Raw genomic sequence first — 16,748 nt, forward strand, 5'->3', positions numbered from 1 at the left:
CAACTTACCAGCAGATGCCTTCGTAGCTTGAAGGGGCTTGGGATGGTTCAATGATGCGGACCAGGTCAATCACAGTGACGCCTGGCGGTACTTGGTTCACGACTGCCTGGAATTCCTTATTGCGCTTGCTCACGATGACGATGTCGCAGTCCTTCAGGACATCCGCAGCCTTCGCGACCAGCAGCGACGAGATGTGCGGGATGGTCGCCTCGATGTAACGGCGGTTGGAGCCGATCAACTGCGAAAGCGAAACTTCTTCGTCATATACTTTGAGTTGATACCCCTTGCCCAAAAGTTGCTCGATCAAGATCACGATCGGGCTTTCGCGCAAGTCGTCCGTGCCCGCCTTAAAACTCAGGCCCAGGACGCCGACGCGTTTCTTGCCCGTCTTGCGCACGAGATTGAACGCGTGGTCGAGATGGCGGCGGTTGCTTTCCAGCAGGGAATTCAACACCGGGAAATCGAGGTCCTGCTGGCGCGCGAGATGCAAAATGGCGCGCAAATCCTTTGGCAGGCACGACCCGCCAAAAGCAAACCCGGGCTTCAGATAGTAAGGAGACAAGTTCAATTTGCCGTCTTTGCAAAAAACTTCCATGACTTTGTGGCTGTCAATTCCCAAGCTCTTGCTGAGAACGCCCACTTCGTTGGCAAAGCAGACTTTCAGCGCGTGAAAGGCATTGCAAGAATATTTTATCATTTCCGCCACTGCGATCGGCGTTTTTTCCAGCGGTGCGGCCAGGCTCTCGTAGAGTTTGCCGACGGTATTGATGCTGCGCTCGTCCAAACCGCCGATGACCGTGAAGGGCGGATTGTGAAAATCCTGCACAGCGGTCGTCTCGCGCAAAAATTCCGGATTCATGCACACGCCAAAATCTTTTCCGGGCGTCTTGCCGGAGCGTTCGGCGAGCAAGGGAATGATGATATTTTCGACCGTGCCGGGAATGACGGTGCTGCGGACATTGACGACGTGATAGGCCGAACGCTCGCGCAATTTATCGCCGAGATGCGAGACGACACGCTGAACGTGATCGAGACAAAGGCTGCCGTTGCTGTTGCTCGGCGTGCCGACACAGATGATGGAAACATCACCCAGATCTTCGACTTCGCGGCGGGCTTGCAGACGGCCGGACGAAACGCCCTTGCCGATCAAATCCTCGAGGCCGGGCTCGATGAGCGGGCTGTGGCCGGAGTTGATGAGGTCAATTTTGTTCTGGTCGAGGTCCACGCCCGTGACGTGATGCCCGCAGGACGCGAGGCACGCCGAGGTGACACACCCCACATAACCCATGCCAAAGATGGTGACTTTCATGATGGTAAAAACTGGTTGAACTTTGAAATTATTTTGCGGGCGAATTTTCCCGCATTGCCGGAGGACGCTTGACGTCCTGGGTTTGCAGATACCACTGGACCAGATCTTTCGGGAGCGTTTGCCAATACTGCCCGGCGTACTTGGTCTTCACGTACTCCAAAAACTTTTGATACAACGCGGCGGGAAATTCGCGCGGGCCGCTTTTGCCGGGACCAAAATTCACGTAATCGGGATGCACGATGAGCATCGCCATGCCGCCACGGGAAACGATCCAGTCGAGCTTCTTCGTCCAAATATCAATCGAGGTTTCCTGGAGCGAGATGAACAGCGTTGAGTCCTGCACCAGCGTGTAAGGCAGTTCAACATAGCCATTGCCGGTCCCGTTCTTTTTCAGGAACGGAAAAATGGTGCCGACCCCGTCCGGCTCCGGCTCGAAAGGATCCGTGTCGAACGTGGAGGCATCATACTGGATATTCAACTGATGCAGCCACTCGAGATTGCGCAGCATGAAACCGGAACGAAAACCGGTTGAGCCCCACTCCTTCAGGTAACGGTTGATCTGCCGCGCTTTTTTCGCGAAGTCTTCCTTCGTCCAATACAACTTCCCGTCGTGATGCAGGTCGTGGACGCCGATCTCGCAACCGGCCGCCTGCAATTCCTCGCGCAATTCGCGCGGGACATTGTATTCGCCTTCGGGAACAAAATTGAAAGACGAGCAAAAGCCCAGTCCCTTTTCTAACTGCATCAACTGGCGGCAGCGCGTCACTCCCAGCGGGCCTTCTACGTCATGGGTCAGGACGAAGGCGAATTTTTTGCCATCGGGCCAGCCCGGCCAGCCCGGCGGAGTGAAGCCCGCGGCGGGATTGATCGGCCAGGTGTGTTGACTGTCGCGGCGGGCGCGGCGGGCCAGAACGCGGCGGGCGGCAATGCGCAAACGCCACGGCAAATAGGGCTTTAGATGATAATAAAGAGCGAGGTTAAACACGTGACGATCGTTTGAGGAAAAACGGGGATTCAAAAAACGATATTTTGCAACTTGTATGGCGCTGAACCGGAAGCACAGCCCGACGGGAAATCATCGGAAAACAATCTGCGCGCCCGGCCCATTTGCCAAGTTCAAAATTCCTGGTGAAAGCGTTTGGGGATGTAAGTGCGGGTCTTGTTGAGCACCACACTGACGTTGGCTTTCGATTCAGTCAGCAAACCGCCGGCTTGTTTGACCACGTCGCGGCTGGTCTTTTCCGCTTCCACGACGAGCAGCATCATGTCCATGAAACCGGCAAGGCGTTGCGTCACGCCGGTGCGCGCGATGGGCGGCATGTCGAAGATGATGTAATCGTAATCGCTGGCCTTGAGCTTGGGCAAAAGGTTGGCGAAACGCTTGGGCAGCATGCGCGAGAGCTGGTCGCCGTTCGATTTGCCGGAGACGACGTAAAGGTTGTTCTGCACCATCGCGCTGTCGCGGGTTTCGTTGGCAAGCGCGGCGTCGAGTTCGCAATTCGGTTTGCCGTTGTAGAACTCCTGCGTGGCGCCATGCTCAAGGTTCATGTCAATCAGCAGCACATTGCCATCACCCGTTTCGGAAAGCGAAGCCGCAAGGCCCGCCGCGATGGTAGTCGTGCCCGCGCCCTGCTCGGAACCGGTGACGGCGACAAGCTTGGGTTTGTGATTGAGATTGTTGACTTCGAAATACGAAATCAAACGGTCGCGCAAGGCTTCATAATAATTGTGCAGCGAATGATTGCGGTCCCACGGCGCGACTTCAAGCCGGTTGCCCTTGGCGCCCGCGCCATTGACAGCCACGCCGGATGCCGCCGGAGCAGCGCCATTGGCGGCAGTGCTGCCGTTGCCATTCACGGTTTCAGGAAGCAACGCGGCTGGTTTGCCATTTCGCTTTTTCGCGCCCGTGCCAAGGAAGCGCGAGCCATTGGAATAGACATCGGGGATGGAAAGGAAGAGGCGCATGCCGAGGCTGCCTTCGATTTCCTTGGGACGGCGCACGCTGTGGTCGAGATAAAGTTCAACGAAAAAGGCCCAGACCAATCCGGCCAGGATTCCCATGACCGCGGCGATGCCCATCATCTTGGGCGTCTTGGAACGCTCTAGCGAAGGGGGAGTCGGCTTTTGGGTGACCTGAATGTTGGCGTTCTTGCCGGCGGTGACGTCGTTTTCGATCTTGGCCTGTTCGAGGCTGTTCAAATAATTGCGATAATATTCCTCGCGATAATGAACCTGGCGCTCGAGTTCCTGAATGGCCGGCGCAGCGGCATCCAGGTTCGTGGACTCGGCGTGAAGTTCGACCATGTCCGCTTGAAGGATCTTGATTTTTTCCTGCAAGTCGTCAATCGCGTCCTGTTCATCGGTGATACGGTCGTCGGTGGTCTTGACGGTGGAACGAGTGCCATCAGTATTGGAAGCGATCTTCAAATGGCGCAGGCGCGGGTCGGCTTTTTCCAGGTCTTGTTTTTTCTTCAATGCGATTTTGAGCTGGGCAAACTTCTCCTGAACGAGGCTGTTGTGCTCAGGCAGCTCAACGCGCATGTTGTCATAACTTTTCTTGATCAGATTGTAGGCTTCCCGGGCATCGTTATATTCATCAATTTGATCATCCGTCAGTTCCGGCAATGTATTGGAAGACGTCACGGATGAGGCTGCCACATGGTTGGTGGAATCCTGCAGTTTCTTCAAATTGTTTTGGCGCTGAGTCAACTGGCTTACCGCGGCCATAAGGTCATAACGGATTGAAGACATCTTCTGGCTCGTGGATTTCCGGGCTTCGTCGAGATCGCTTATGTTGGCCTTGGCTTTTTCCCGGCGCAGATTGTCTTCGGCCGCATCCAATTCACTTTTGAGAGTGCTCGTTTCCGACTGCAACGTGTCATAGGAGGAGTTGGCGGAACTATTCAGTTCGGCATGGCGGCTTTGGTAATCCACCACGATTTCCTCAAGGACGCGTTGCACCAGATCCTTGTCCGGATGTGAAAAGATGACTCGCAATACCGGGCTGTGCGGGACGCGCTGGATCAAAAGATTATCATGGATCGCCGTGGCAGCGGCGACCACATCGCTTCCTCCACCCAGCTTGGCGAGGACTTTTTCCGGCCCGACATTGGTCGCAACTTGCTTGGCCAGGTCGAAGCTATTAATGATGGTGATTTCCGTATTGATGATGTCGTCGCCATCATGGTACGGGACGATGGTATCCACCGCCGAAGGCGTCGGACTGACCGGCTTGGTGCTTTCGACGTATTTGATCCAGACGTCCGCCTCGGATTGATACGTGGTGCCACGATAAAAATAAATGCCGGCGGCAGTCGCGAGACCAAGGATGGAAAAAATAAGTATCTTCCACTTGTGCCGGAAAAGCACGTAGTAGATGTCGTTCAAGGCCAATCCCACAACCGGCGGATGATTGGCGTTTCGTTTCTCGTTCATATGATTGATGTTCCCGACCGACCCGGTGAAAATCTTGTTTGATCTTCGATAAAAAATTCTGCTTATGCCCAATGGCGATACAAAGCCGCCCCGACCCATCGCGATGCAAATATCGGCATGCGATTAAAAAGCTGATTGTGCCACCCGGAAGATTCGTCGCGATCCTGCACGAACCGTTCCTGCCGAAAATCATATTTCACATATTCAATCGGGTGCTCGGCAGCGCCCCAATTCAACTTAAACCGCCGCAGACCTTCATTGCCCAGCGACGTCCGGCCAAGATGCAAACTCGCACAACCCATTGCCGCGTGCCACTTGATCGCTTCCCACATCACGAGGTTGTTGCCCCGCAACTGCTGGACCGTCTCATCCGAAGCGCCGTATTTGTATATGGCACGTTTGCCAAGCCGAAAATAAACCGCCGCCGCGATCGGCCGCCCCTCGAACCGGGCGATAAAAATATTCCCAAAATTCTTGGACAACACCTGCCGGTGGATATTCTCAAAAAAACCCAACGGTTGTGGCGGCATCCCGTGTTTTTTACGCGTCTGACACAGCAAATCGTAAAAAACTCGCATCGCTTCCAGCGATTCCGACACTTCGACCGTTACTCCGGCTTTTTCCGCTTTGCGGATTCCGCGCCGTACCGAGCCATCCACCCGCTCGAAAAGCCGCGCTTCACCCGCCATCAAATCCAACTCGTGCCCGTAAAACGAAACCGAGGCTGGCACATCGCCAAACCATTTTCTGCCGCCGCGGAATTCAACATATTTCCATTTCCGCGACCTGCCAAATTCGAGCACCGCGTCACTCACCTTTTTGAATGCCCCGGCATCGGCATAAAAAGGTTCGCTATCATCAGTGAACGGCAGCGAAACTCCGCGCCGTCCCGTCAGCCAGCTATCCACTTCCATCATGGGCAGCAACGCTTCCATGCCGCCCGCGCCCGCCACCGTGAAATATTGTGGCACGAAACCGTATCCTGCCAAAACTTCCGTCCACTCGGCGCTTTGAAAAAACGAACTGTTCGGCAATGCAGCCAACTGTTCATCCCAGCCCGGCTGCCCGGCGGGATTGACGCGTTGCACAGCGGCTTTCACAGGGGTGCGAGCCCCGGCAGGCGCGTCACTCGCGCTCAAAGCCAGTGGCGCCGGCTGCATTACGTCACCTGGGCACACTCGTTAGTGACCAACCGATTGGATTTTTTAACGACGCGCGCTGGATTACCAGCGACGATTGCGCCCGCAGGCACGTCTTTGGTCACGACGCTGCCCGCGCCGACCAAAGCGTTTTCGCCCACCGTCACGCCGCACAGAAGTGTCGCTCCCGAACCAATGGACGCGCCGCGTTTCACAAGCGTGCCGACGCAGGCCCAATCGGCCTCGGTTTGCAACTGGCCGTTGCCAGCGGTTGCACGCGGATGACGATCGTTGATGAACGTCACGTTGTGGCCGATGAAAACCTCGTCTTCAATCGTCACGCCTTCGCAGATGAATGTGTGGCTGGAAATCTTGCAGCGGCTTCCGATCTTCGCGCCTTTCTGGATTTCCACGAAGGTGCCGACCTTGGTGTCGTCACCGATCTCACAACCGTAAAGGTTGGTGAAATCATACACCTTCGTATTGTTGCCGAGTTTCACGTCGGCCGAGATGCGCTTGAACGCTATGGGAGTGGAACTCATGGATCAGCGTCCGCTGACTTCGAGTTTGGGCGTTCCACCGCGCGGCGTGCGCTTTTTCGCCGGCGCAGCCGCCGGAGGGGTGAAAGCGACTTTGACCGCGAGATCAGCAGTCGTGCCGTTGGCGCCGTTGCCATTGCCATTGGTTCCGTTCACACCGTTGGTGTGACCGTTCGTGTATGGCTTCGAGGTCAACTCAACCGGCCCGCCACCGCGACGCAGCGATTCCGAAGAGGCTTCGAGAATTTGCACCAACTCAAGTCCGCGGCTGCCGCTGGTGAGCGGGGCCGTGCCGTGGCGAATGCAATCGAGAAAATGCTGGCACTCGATCTTGAGTGGTTCTTCCTGCTTGATGTACGGGACATAAACATCGCCGTAGTGATAAGCGTAATGAAATTCGGCAAAGGTGTCGTAATGCGGTGGGCGTTCCACGCGGGCATCAAAGATCTTGATCTTTTCCTGCTGCACCACGTCGTCATAAACGATCATGCGCTTGCTGCCGACGATGGTCATTTCGCGGACTTTGCGCGGATCGAGCCAACTGCTGTGAATGATCGCGGTCCGCTGGCGCTGGAAGCTCAGGCACATCGTGGTCACGTCTTCGACGCCCGGGGTGACGTGCGCGCTGCCGCGGCAATTAATGGTCACGGGTTGTTCGCCCATGATGTATTGGATGATTGAGATGTCGTGCGGCGCGAGGTCCCAGGCCACATTGATGTCCTTCTGGAAAAGGCCGAGATTCAAACGGCGGGCGGAGATGTAGCGGATTTCGCCGACGTCGCCGCTGTCCACGATTTCCTTGATCTTGCGCACGGCGGGCGAATACAGAAACGTGTGGCCGATCATCAGCACGAGACCGTTTTTCCTGGCGATGTCCACCAGTTCTTCACATTCAGCCACGGACGACGCCATGGGCTTTTCGATGAACGTATGTTTGCCGGCGAGCAGCGCGGCCTTCGCCATCGGAAAATGGAATTTAACCGCGGTGGCGATGACGACGGCGTCGAGGCCCGCGCCGTTCAAGGCGTGGCTGAAATCGGCGGTTCCTTCGACTTCAGGATAAAGCGCGCCGAGATGCTTCAAGCGGGCTTCGCTCAGGTCGCACATTACTTTGAGATTGCAGTCGGCAAGCGAACGGAAATTTCGAATGAGGTTTGGTCCCCAATATCCACAGCCAACTACTCCGACGTTTATTTGCTTTTTCATGTTGTTCCTAGGTTTGTGATCTAATCCGTATCAATAATGGGTTTGAAAGTTCTCGCGGGCACGGGCCGGGCGGACTTCTGCTCGGCTTGTTCAGTGTGCGCCGTATTTTCGGCGGCGCGGCGGCGGGCGCGGGTCTCCAACATCTGGACGATCAGCGCGGGGATGGTCTTGAAAATGATTTTGATGTCCAACCAAAGATTGCTTTTCCGGGAATAATGAATATCCAGCCGCATCATTTCCTCAAAAGTCGTATTGTTCTTGCCGCTGACTTGCCAAAGACCAGTCAAACCGGGCAGCACATTGAAACGCTCCTTCTGCCATGCAAGATATTTGTCAAATTCGTATGGCACGCAGGGGCGCGGACCGACCAAGCTCATGTCGCCCATCAACACATTGAATATCTGCGGCAATTCATCGAGGCCGGAAGAACGCAGCGGCACGCCAAATGGAATGATGCGCGGATCGCCGTGGGCATCCATCTTCACCATCGGCGCATTGGAATCCATCAGGCGCGTCAAATGGCCCTGATGCACGGCGGTGTTGTTGCCGACGTGCATCGTGCGGAATTTGAAGCAGCGAAAACGCGAGCCGCGATGGCCCACGCGTTCCTGGCGGAAGAGCACCGGCCCCGCCGAGACGCAACGGACAAACAGCGCGATGCCCAGCATCACCGGGAACAGCACCGGGAGAGCCAGCAGAATAAGCGCGATGTCCAGGACACGCTTCCAGCGCGGAATCTCCAGCGTGGAGAACTCAGGCGCTGGATTGGGCTGGCTGTCGTTACCGATTTCCATTTGGGCAATTCTTAAATTTTCAACATCAGTTGGTACGTCCCGTCGCGGTCATTCGTAAGCAATTATTACTCCACCATCACACTATACGAACGACAGATGGCATTCGGATGCCTTTTAAGTGAACTCGCGGAAACAAGGTTGTAAGTCATAAGTTTGGTTGTGAGTTACACTTTGGAGCCGAGTAATTGAAAATCCGTTTCCTGCATGGCCTCGCTCGTGCGCTTTTGCTGGAAGCTGCATGAAATCAGCGTGCCCCCGGTGGCATTGCGATGCACCTGCAAGCGCCCGCCCGCCATGGTGGTGCGGAATTTGATGATGCTGAGGCCGATGCCGAAATTCCGCGCCTCGTCCTCGTCGCTGCCCAGGCCGTTGTCTGTCACGCTCAAATGAATGTTGTCACCCTCTTGCGAAAGGCGGATCAAAATCTGGCTGGGGTTGGCGTGCTTGATTGCGTTCTGCACGGCTTCTTGCGCTATGCGGTAAAGATGCGTCGCCACGGCGTATTCGTGAATGAACACCGCTTCGGAACAATCCGCGCCGCAAACCACGCCGGAACCGTGGCTGACATTGCTGGCAAGTCCGCGCAAAGCAATCGCGAGTCCGTCGCCCGCCAGATTCACCGGGCACAGGGCGTTGGACAAATTGCGCGCCTGGGTGATGGCGCTATCGAGCAAGGCGGTGATCTTCGCCGCGCGAACGGCTTCTCCGGGAGATTTGGCGATCAAATCGCGACGCAACAGGTCCGTGGCGAAAGCGATGCTCACGAGTTGCTGGCAGATACCGTCGTGTAAGTCCTGGCCGAGACGCGAACGCTCGCGGTCGTTGATCTCGATGACTTCTTTTTCGAGCAGGCGATGTTCGGTGATGTCTTCGGCAATGGCCGCGATCCGATAGACTTCACCTTTTTCATTGCGGACAGGAAAACCACGGTCACGCACCCAGCGCATCGAACCATCGGGACGGAGGATGCGATATTCCTCGTCGTAGCCGCAATGCTTCTTGATGCTCAAAGCAACTTCCAGCATGCGGTCGCGGTCTTCGGCGTGAATGGCGTCGAACCACGCGCGGGACGACTGATAAAGAATATCGCAAGAGCGGCCCCAAATTTCCTCGTAGCCGGGGCTGACGTAAACGATCTGCCCTTCATCGGCGTCGGTGATGCGGAAGACGGCGCCGATGGCCTCGGCCAGTTGACGAAAACTTTGTTCGCTGGCGCACGCCTCAGCGCTTCCTTTTTGCGGTGGTATGGACATGGATGGATCTCTCTTTTGGTTAGCGGACTGGCTGTCTCCAGGTGAGGCGGCTGAATCCGGCAAGGCTCCGCACTTGTTGGGCGCGGAGGATTTTCCGCAAAACCAACTTTCGCGCTCCCGGGAGGCCGGAAGCTTGAGTTTTTTCTGGCATTACAACTAGATCCGCAACATGGCTGGTTGCGGCGCGGCCAGCAGTGGCACCAGGCTCGCCATGGTGTTTTTCTCCAGCGCTACAAATCGCCGGTCCACTTCTACGGCCGTCGGGCGGCCTAAAATATCCAATAACACCTGCACCCGCCGCCCCGCCGGCATCACCCGCAGAACCGAGGCATGCATGCCGGTAAAGGCGCCTTCGCCGAGGACCACATCCACACCGGGCACAAGCTGTTCTTCCACCGGCATCGGCTCCTCCGCAGTAAAACACGCCCGCAAGTCGGCAATGACTTCATCTGACACGGGAGGAATGCGGTCGGCAAAATGCACAATCGAACTCACGCCATTGGTATAACGGATTTCGTCGAGCCGCTCTTGAATCACGCAATGGACGAAGACGTAGCAGGGAAAAAGCGGTTCCACCACGCGAACCAGGCCGCGGCGAGTCGAGCGTTCCATCCGCAGTTGCGGATTGAACACTTCTATTCCCAAGTGTTTGCGCATGTTCGCCGTGGCGATATGCTCGTGCTTGGGCTTGGTTCTGGCACAGTACCAAGCTGGATGATTAGTAATCATTCTCAGATCGGGAAATAAGCAGCTTTCTTTCCAAAATTTCTCGGCAGCCGGGTTTTGGCGAAGACCGATGTAGTCCTGAGGATGACTTTTGACACGTTTTCGCATGAAAGCAAGTGACATGTCAAAGATCCACCTTGGGCAGAAAAATCCCCGAAACAGGCGGCTTTTAATAGAAATACAATCGGTCCAGCAATCATGCGGCGGAAGTTATCCTACAAATCAAATCGGTTGTCTGTCGTGGCCCGCCCTCATTTTTCTGTGGCGTGCCATTGGACAGCTTGTAATGGCAACCGCCACAAACTTTTTTTCTGGCGTGGCTTAAAAGTATTGCAGAAAGTCGGCGAATGCCTCGTTTAAGGGTATTTTGCTAGCCATCAATGGTTTGGGTTTCCATAATTTGCGACACTGGCCTGTCTGTTTCTGTCATTTTTAAGACAGTCGTCCCGGAGCCCATTACATTGGCAGAAGAAACCGCCGTAGGGGAATACGCCAAAAGCGTAGAGGGCGGAAATTGCTTTCCGCCCTCGATCACTATGTATCCACTTTAACCTGAAAATCAGCTTCGGCGCAGCTTTCGATTGGCCACACCCAAGGCGCCCACTACCAGGCCGAGCAACCCCAAAGTAGAGGCCGCATCGGGACTCGGCGTGAGGTCCGTCGTGGTGGTGGTCTCATACAACAACCCTTGCGAACCGCCGACCATGCCATTCGGTTCGACCGGCGCCAGCCATTCCACATTGTTCGGAGTCGGATCGTTGGCCAGATTGCTGAGCAATGACGTCGCGTAGCTCTCCACCGCGAGGCTTTGCATATCCGAAGTAGTGATATAAAAACCATTGTTGGCGGCACTGGTAAAGCTGAAGCCACTGCTGATGTTGTTATAAAGCAATTCCCAGATGGCCAGTTGCAGGCCCGCGGTCGTGACCGCGCCACCCGCCGTGGCCGCATTGCGATCTGCGGCCCAAAGCCGCGCCACATTTTGAATACCGCCGCTGATCCAAGTAGGACTTACGCCGGTCGGCGAAGAAGCCGTGATCGGCGTCGGGCTATATGTATAGCTATTTTGCAGGAACGCCCCCACGTCGGTGCAATAAGTCAAAAGCGGTGTCGTGAACCCCGGAGTCGTCGAAGTCATGACAAATTCCCCAACCAACGCGCCCCCATTATAGTCAGCGGTGTGGATGCCCATAATGACGCCGCCGCCGGTTTCGCCAGTATAGTTGTACTGCACCACAGCCGCCGCGGAAGAGACTTGGACTGCTGAGGCCAACCCGGCAGCCGCGAGTGCGACCTTGCCGAGTAAAGGAATGTTTTTCATAGTTTTTTTACCGATCGCAACATTTACAATGCTGCCGGGTATGATATAGCAAAAGGATTGCCAGAAGGTTTCTTATTTTTATTAATTCCTTTCTATTAACGATTTATGAATATTCAATTTTAAGAAATCCGTAGTGCTGCGGATTTTTTTTCGTGGAGTTTTATGTAAAACAAACCGACGTTTTTCTGGCGACTCCAGCTTTTATCCTGTAAATCAATGATTTGTCCGTGAAAACGCGCCTTTTGCCGCACACAAAATGGAGATTTTTCACTTTTATTGAAAAATGCCGGACGACTACCGACAACCCTCTCCGTAGCAGTTCGTAGAAAAATTTTCATTATTTTGTAAAGAGTTCCGACAGCGTTCAAAAACCAGGTAGTCTTGCTCTAAATACGCTTTGTTTGGCGTGTCGGATGCACTCAGATTGACTTGGAAGATTGCTCAACATACATACACAGCTTGCCGAGCAACATCGGAGGCCGAAAAAATCCGTGTTTCTTCAGTGGTTCAATCCGTGGCGAAAAAATCTCTCCTTTATTGATCCACTCGATGATTCATCGCCCACCCCGAAATAATCTTTACTTTGAGTGCAGAATGTTCTTACGCTCGGCCCCATGTTCTCATCCTTTAAAACAAAAAAGGTCTCACACCTCAACTCAAACCAAATGAGTGCTCTACAAAGGAATTCACCAGCGGCCGCGATTTCTTCCGCCGCGACGGAACAAACCAATTCTGCCGGCCGGTCGGCGATCGCCCGCGGGCTTTTCCTCAAACTCGCCGTGCTCATTGCGGCCCTTGCCATCGTCACCGGTTGCGAAACACAACATTTGCGCTTTGACGACGCCCAGCTTCAGCAGGAGATGGGGACCAATGAAATGGGCATCAACGGCATGGCGATGAGTTCCATGTCCAACACCAATGAGCATTCCGAAACCATTCTCCTTCGCGAAGGTGATGTGCTCAAAATCACTTTTCCCACGGCGGCGAACTTGAATACGACCACCACCATCCGCCGCGATGGCAAGATCGCTCTGACGCTCGTTGGCGATGTTCAGGCCGCCAACAAGACGCTCAAGGACCTCAAGCAGGACATCCTCACGCTCTACAAAGATCAGATAGACACGCATGAAATGACCTTGGAATTAGTTTCCTCGCTTTTCCCCGTGTTCGTGACTGGCGCAGTATTGAGCCCGCACAAAGTTATGTCCGACCATCCGATCACCGCGCTTGAAGCGATCATGGAATGCGGTGGATTTGATTACGCCAAGGCCAACTTGAAATCAGTAACGGTGCTGCGCTGGGAAAAATCCCACTTGCAGGCGTATCACCTGAACTTGAAAAGTGTGATGCGGGGAAACGATGAAAAGCGTTTTTACATGGAGCCCGGCGATATTCTTTTCATCAAGGAGAAGTTTACCTGGTTCTAAGTCCGCACTGGACTCGACCCTTGCTTGCGCAAGCGGTGTTGGGCGGACTGGAGAAGCAACACCTTTTCTGACCACTGCACCGCACGCCCTTCAACGGGCGTTACAACTTAGTAGGCGGAGCGCCAATCACTCGACTTGCTGACGGGCTCGGCGCCCAGATGAAAACCGTTCTCGTCCTGGTAACCCACAGGCACTTGCTTATCCATGGCGGCGCGCACCTTGGCGAGGATGCCGGCGAACAACATTGTGACCACGATAGCGTAGAATGAATTCTTATTTGTCATACGCTTTATTGAAAGCATCGTAAGTGCCAAGGCAGAAATCGACTATTTTTGGCGCATTTTGATGATATTTCACCCGAACTGTCCTGTTTTCCACCTAAAACTGTCTACTGTCCTGTGTCTTGTGTCTCAGAAGAAGACACTTCACGCGTCAAAATGCCCCATCAAATCTCCTTCTGTTCCCTGGCAAATATCTGCCTCACTTAAGATTGTTGATATATAAACAATCTGGTGGCGGAGGCGGTTTGATCTGCATTCCTCACTCAGGAAAAAATAATCTTCCCGTTATAGATTGAGCGACCGGATTAACGCGATTCTTCTAGCCCGAAAATTCTCAGGTTTAAAATTCTTATCTATAAGAATTGCGAAACAGTAGCTTAACGAAACCGGAATGAATTAATTCTAGACAATGTCTTGTTTGTCTGTCCTGCTCCGCGTCAACCTATCTGAAATTGCCGCCGTTTTCTTTCCAAAACCCGTCCGTAATCTCAGCGCGCTTTCATTGATTTTAATCAATGTTTGCAATGGTTTAATCCACCACTGCTGATTCATCAAATCCGCCCCTGTCTGCCCTTTATCGGCTTGGCGAGGCAAATGCTTTAATGGGTTTAGGCAAGTTACTTCGGTAACTTTTTTAGTTAGGTTTTAATTTTTAGTTTTTAGAAAAGATCAATTATTCATGAACGCACGGATTGGCGATTTCTTTTTTGCTTATCCGGCTTCGCAAAGCCAAATGAAAACTTCCACTGAATTGGATATGCGACATGAAGGCAGCAAGGAAGCCGCCCCGAAAAAGAGCTGGACGTTTGCCAGCCTGGTGATGTTTTTCCTTCTCTGCCTTACTGCTCGCGCGGATCAAAGTGTCATGCTCGGGTGGACTCCTTCCACCAATACGGTCGCCGGATATTTCGTTCACTACGGCGGCGTCAGCCACAATTATGCGGCCAAGCTGGATGTCGGCACCAACCTCGTCGCCAATTTTTCCAACATGCAGCCCGGTGCCACGAATTATTTCGCCGTTACCGCCTATGACTCGGCCGGCAACGAAAGCGATTATTCCACTGAGGTTGCGTTCATCGTTCCGGGTGTGATTCGTTTCCGTAATGCGATGGCCGCCAATCAAGCCGCGATGCTCGAATTCCCCGTGGCTCCTGGCCATTGGTACGAAGTTCAAGCCAGCACCGACCGGCAGAACTGGAGCACGATCGCCACGACGGCCATGTGCACCTCGAATTTTTGGAACTCATTTCAGGATCCCAAGTCCCGCGCGTTTCGCAGCCGCTTCTATCGCCTCGCACTGCATTGATTAAAACGCGCGGCACGCGCCAAACGCCGAACGCGCAAAAAATTGGGAAACCTCTGGAAGCATCAAAGTCGTTTTGAGAAACCGCAAACCCTGAATTCCATCGTCGAATGAAATTGCACAATCATCAGGGCAAACCCACCGACGTAGCACAACTTCGCGCCAGCCTGCGATTGATCATGGCGTTGCGTTTCGGTCATCAACTTCCTTTCAGACTGCGGCCAGTAGTTGATTTTCCTTTGCGGAATATATCCCCCTCCCACGCCAGTCTGATCACTCCAGCCCGCAATTTATTTCCTGCCGGAAATTTTGTTGGTTGCCGCTCCCTCTGTAGCTGCCGCTCGTGCCGTCGGCAACTTCGCAGGTATCTTCCCGCCGCCGCCTCCCGGCTGAATTAAAAGCTTCGGCGCTCCTTCTCCAAACACTAAACGTCAGCGCCAATACCCCGGAACGCGGTGCCATCCGTAAGGGCCATAATCCCAACGCGCGCCAACCCACACCGCGTGCGGATAAGGTCCCACTACCCAGCGTCCCCGAACCCACACCCACGCAAAGCCATTCCAGACATATTCGCCGCTGACATAAGTATAATTCGGCCCCGGAGCCGCTACCACAGTTTCAGTCACCGGAGTTGGCGGCGCCTGGCTGACGGTGGCATTGCTCGTATTGATCATGTACGAAATGACTTTTTGGCTGACGCCGGAACTGCTCAGGTCAATGATCGCATTCGCATCCAAGTGATAGACCGTGTGCGTATTGTTGATCTGAACAATGATATTGTCGTCAGTGACGCCGGACTTGGTCATCGCCTTCACCTGATCAATTGTCAACGGCTGCGCGGCGGGCGCGGGCACATAGACGGGAGCTGGTGGCGGTGCGGAATAATATTGGCGGCGCGCTTCGTTCTGCTCGTCCACACTGTGACCCACCAGGCCTCCGGCAATCAAGCCAGCCGCTCCGCCGATCAATGCCCCCGCGCCGGGATTTCGCCGGTCCACAAGCGCCCCGATCGTCGCGCCACTGGCTCCGCCGATCAACGCGCCGGAAGCGGTATTGTCCGGCCGACCATCAGGCGAATAACAACCCGCCAGCAGCGCAACCAATCCTCCACAAGTAGAAACCTTAATCAAAGTCGCTTTCATAAATTATAGACTCTTCCTTCTTACCAAGACCCACGCCCGGGCGAAAAGTTACGCCCGGGTTTGCTCCTCTGAAATCACCGGCTCAGCGATGTCCGTGAAATCCGCCACCGCCATGAAAACCACCGCCGCGGAATCCACCGTAGTAGCCTCCACGATACCCACCCCAACGGCCTCCGTAATAACCTCCCCAACCCCAGCCATAACCAACGCCGATGCGCAACCAACCGGGCCCAACCCAAAGACCATCCACGCCATAATAACCCGGTGACCAATAATAATCCGGTCCCGGCGAAACGTATTGCACGTCAGGTTGCTGAACCACAACCGTGGTGGGAGCGGGCTGCTGCACCACCGCCTGATTTGGATCCGCCGGCGCGGGCGGCGGAGCTTGAGTCGTTTGGGTTGGCGCAGGCGTATTGGCATAACCGCCCGGACCGTAAGGATTGTTGTTTCGCAACATCATATCGTGATTGAGCATCGCAGTGATCACCGAGGACGAAACCCCCGCTTCCTTGAGATGCACAATGTCGTTCGCCGACAAATTATATAGCGACTGCGAACCGTTCACATAGGACAACACCACATCGTTGCCCAACCCGGCGCTCGACAACTTGACGATCTCATTCACGTTCGGTGGAAGCACCATCGAAGGCACAGTCGCTGCCGGTGCCGGCGCCGGTGTTGTCACTGTGTTGGTCTGCGCATACCCCGCAAGGGGCAATGCCACTGCTAACATCAATCCCGCCTTGTTCAAAAAATTTAGTTTCATAAAAAGCTCACCTTCTACGGCTTCTCGCCGTTATACCATTGGACTGCTAATGCCTCGGATTATTCAGGCGCTTCGATGTGCGCACAACTGGCATCCGCTCATCC

At 54.5% G+C, this 16,748-nt stretch carries 16 protein-coding genes; 2 read left to right on the forward strand and 14 right to left on the reverse strand.

The window, feature by feature from the left end; genetic code table 11:
- Positions 1-4: 4 nt before the first annotated feature.
- From VH413_19250 to VH413_19300, 11 genes are all read right to left on the reverse strand, one after another.
- Positions 5-1,309: a UDP-glucose/GDP-mannose dehydrogenase family protein gene (locus VH413_19250; GenBank protein HEX3800839.1), complete on the reverse strand. Its 1,305-nt coding sequence runs from the start codon at positions 1,307-1,309 to the stop codon at positions 5-7.
- A 28-nt stretch (positions 1,310-1,337) separates the two neighbouring features.
- Positions 1,338-2,294: a hypothetical protein gene (locus tag VH413_19255; protein HEX3800840.1), complete on the reverse strand. Its 957-nt coding sequence runs from the start codon at positions 2,292-2,294 to the stop codon at positions 1,338-1,340.
- Between the two features lie 131 nt (positions 2,295-2,425).
- Positions 2,426-4,744 (reverse strand): AAA family ATPase, encoded by a 2,319-nt coding sequence (locus VH413_19260; protein HEX3800841.1) that lies wholly within the window; start codon positions 4,742-4,744, stop codon positions 2,426-2,428.
- A gap of 62 nt (positions 4,745-4,806) precedes the next feature.
- Positions 4,807-5,844, reverse strand: coding sequence for a GNAT family N-acetyltransferase (locus VH413_19265; protein HEX3800842.1), 1,038 nt, complete (start codon positions 5,842-5,844; stop codon positions 4,807-4,809).
- 59 nt (positions 5,845-5,903) lie between these two features.
- A complete protein-coding gene (locus tag VH413_19270; protein ID HEX3800843.1) occupies positions 5,904-6,425 on the reverse strand; it encodes an acyltransferase in 522 nt (173 codons plus the stop codon).
- A gap of 3 nt (positions 6,426-6,428) precedes the next feature.
- Positions 6,429-7,628, reverse strand: coding sequence for a Gfo/Idh/MocA family oxidoreductase (locus tag VH413_19275; GenBank protein ID HEX3800844.1), 1,200 nt, complete (start codon positions 7,626-7,628; stop codon positions 6,429-6,431).
- A 20-nt stretch (positions 7,629-7,648) separates the two neighbouring features.
- Positions 7,649-8,422, reverse strand: coding sequence for a sugar transferase (locus tag VH413_19280; protein HEX3800845.1), 774 nt, complete (start codon positions 8,420-8,422; stop codon positions 7,649-7,651).
- A gap of 164 nt (positions 8,423-8,586) precedes the next feature.
- Entirely contained in the window at positions 8,587-9,675 is a 1,089-nt protein-coding gene (locus VH413_19285) for a PAS domain-containing protein (protein HEX3800846.1), read from the reverse strand.
- A 156-nt stretch (positions 9,676-9,831) separates the two neighbouring features.
- On the reverse strand, positions 9,832-10,404 hold the full coding sequence (locus VH413_19290; GenBank protein HEX3800847.1) for a transcriptional activator RfaH: 573 nt from the start codon (positions 10,402-10,404) through the stop codon (positions 9,832-9,834).
- Positions 10,405-10,960: 556 nt separating this feature from the next.
- Positions 10,961-11,722 (reverse strand): hypothetical protein, encoded by a 762-nt coding sequence (locus VH413_19295; protein HEX3800848.1) that lies wholly within the window; start codon positions 11,720-11,722, stop codon positions 10,961-10,963.
- A gap of 119 nt (positions 11,723-11,841) precedes the next feature.
- Positions 11,842-12,060, reverse strand: a complete 219-nt coding sequence (locus VH413_19300) for a hypothetical protein (GenBank protein ID HEX3800849.1) — start codon at positions 12,058-12,060, stop codon at positions 11,842-11,844.
- A gap of 327 nt (positions 12,061-12,387) precedes the next feature.
- Here VH413_19300 and VH413_19305 point away from each other — a divergent pair, with 327 nt between their 5' ends.
- Positions 12,388-13,149 carry a polysaccharide biosynthesis/export family protein gene (locus tag VH413_19305; GenBank protein ID HEX3800850.1) on the forward strand — a complete coding sequence of 254 codons (762 nt, stop codon included), beginning with the start codon at positions 12,388-12,390 and terminating at the stop codon, positions 13,147-13,149.
- A 107-nt stretch (positions 13,150-13,256) separates the two neighbouring features.
- Here the strand turns inward: VH413_19305 and VH413_19310 are convergent, their stop codons facing one another.
- The gene (locus VH413_19310; protein ID HEX3800851.1) at positions 13,257-13,433 is read right to left on the reverse strand and encodes a hypothetical protein; all 177 of its coding nucleotides are present in this window, start codon (positions 13,431-13,433) and stop codon (positions 13,257-13,259) included.
- A gap of 676 nt (positions 13,434-14,109) precedes the next feature.
- Between VH413_19310 and VH413_19315 the strand changes: the two genes are divergently transcribed.
- Positions 14,110-14,736 carry a fibronectin type III domain-containing protein gene (locus tag VH413_19315; protein HEX3800852.1) on the forward strand — a complete coding sequence of 209 codons (627 nt, stop codon included), beginning with the start codon at positions 14,110-14,112 and terminating at the stop codon, positions 14,734-14,736.
- A gap of 428 nt (positions 14,737-15,164) precedes the next feature.
- Here the strand turns inward: VH413_19315 and VH413_19320 are convergent, their stop codons facing one another.
- Both VH413_19320 and VH413_19325 read right to left on the reverse strand, forming a co-directional pair.
- On the reverse strand, positions 15,165-15,875 hold the full coding sequence (locus tag VH413_19320; GenBank protein HEX3800853.1) for a YMGG-like glycine zipper-containing protein: 711 nt from the start codon (positions 15,873-15,875) through the stop codon (positions 15,165-15,167).
- 82 nt (positions 15,876-15,957) lie between these two features.
- Positions 15,958-16,644: a hypothetical protein gene (locus VH413_19325; protein ID HEX3800854.1), complete on the reverse strand. Its 687-nt coding sequence runs from the start codon at positions 16,642-16,644 to the stop codon at positions 15,958-15,960.
- Positions 16,645-16,748: the final 104 nt, after the last annotated feature.

The sequence above is a fragment of the Verrucomicrobiia bacterium genome (assembly GCA_036268055.1).
In the GTDB taxonomy this organism is placed as follows: domain Bacteria; phylum Verrucomicrobiota; class Verrucomicrobiia; order Limisphaerales; family Pedosphaeraceae; genus DATAUW01.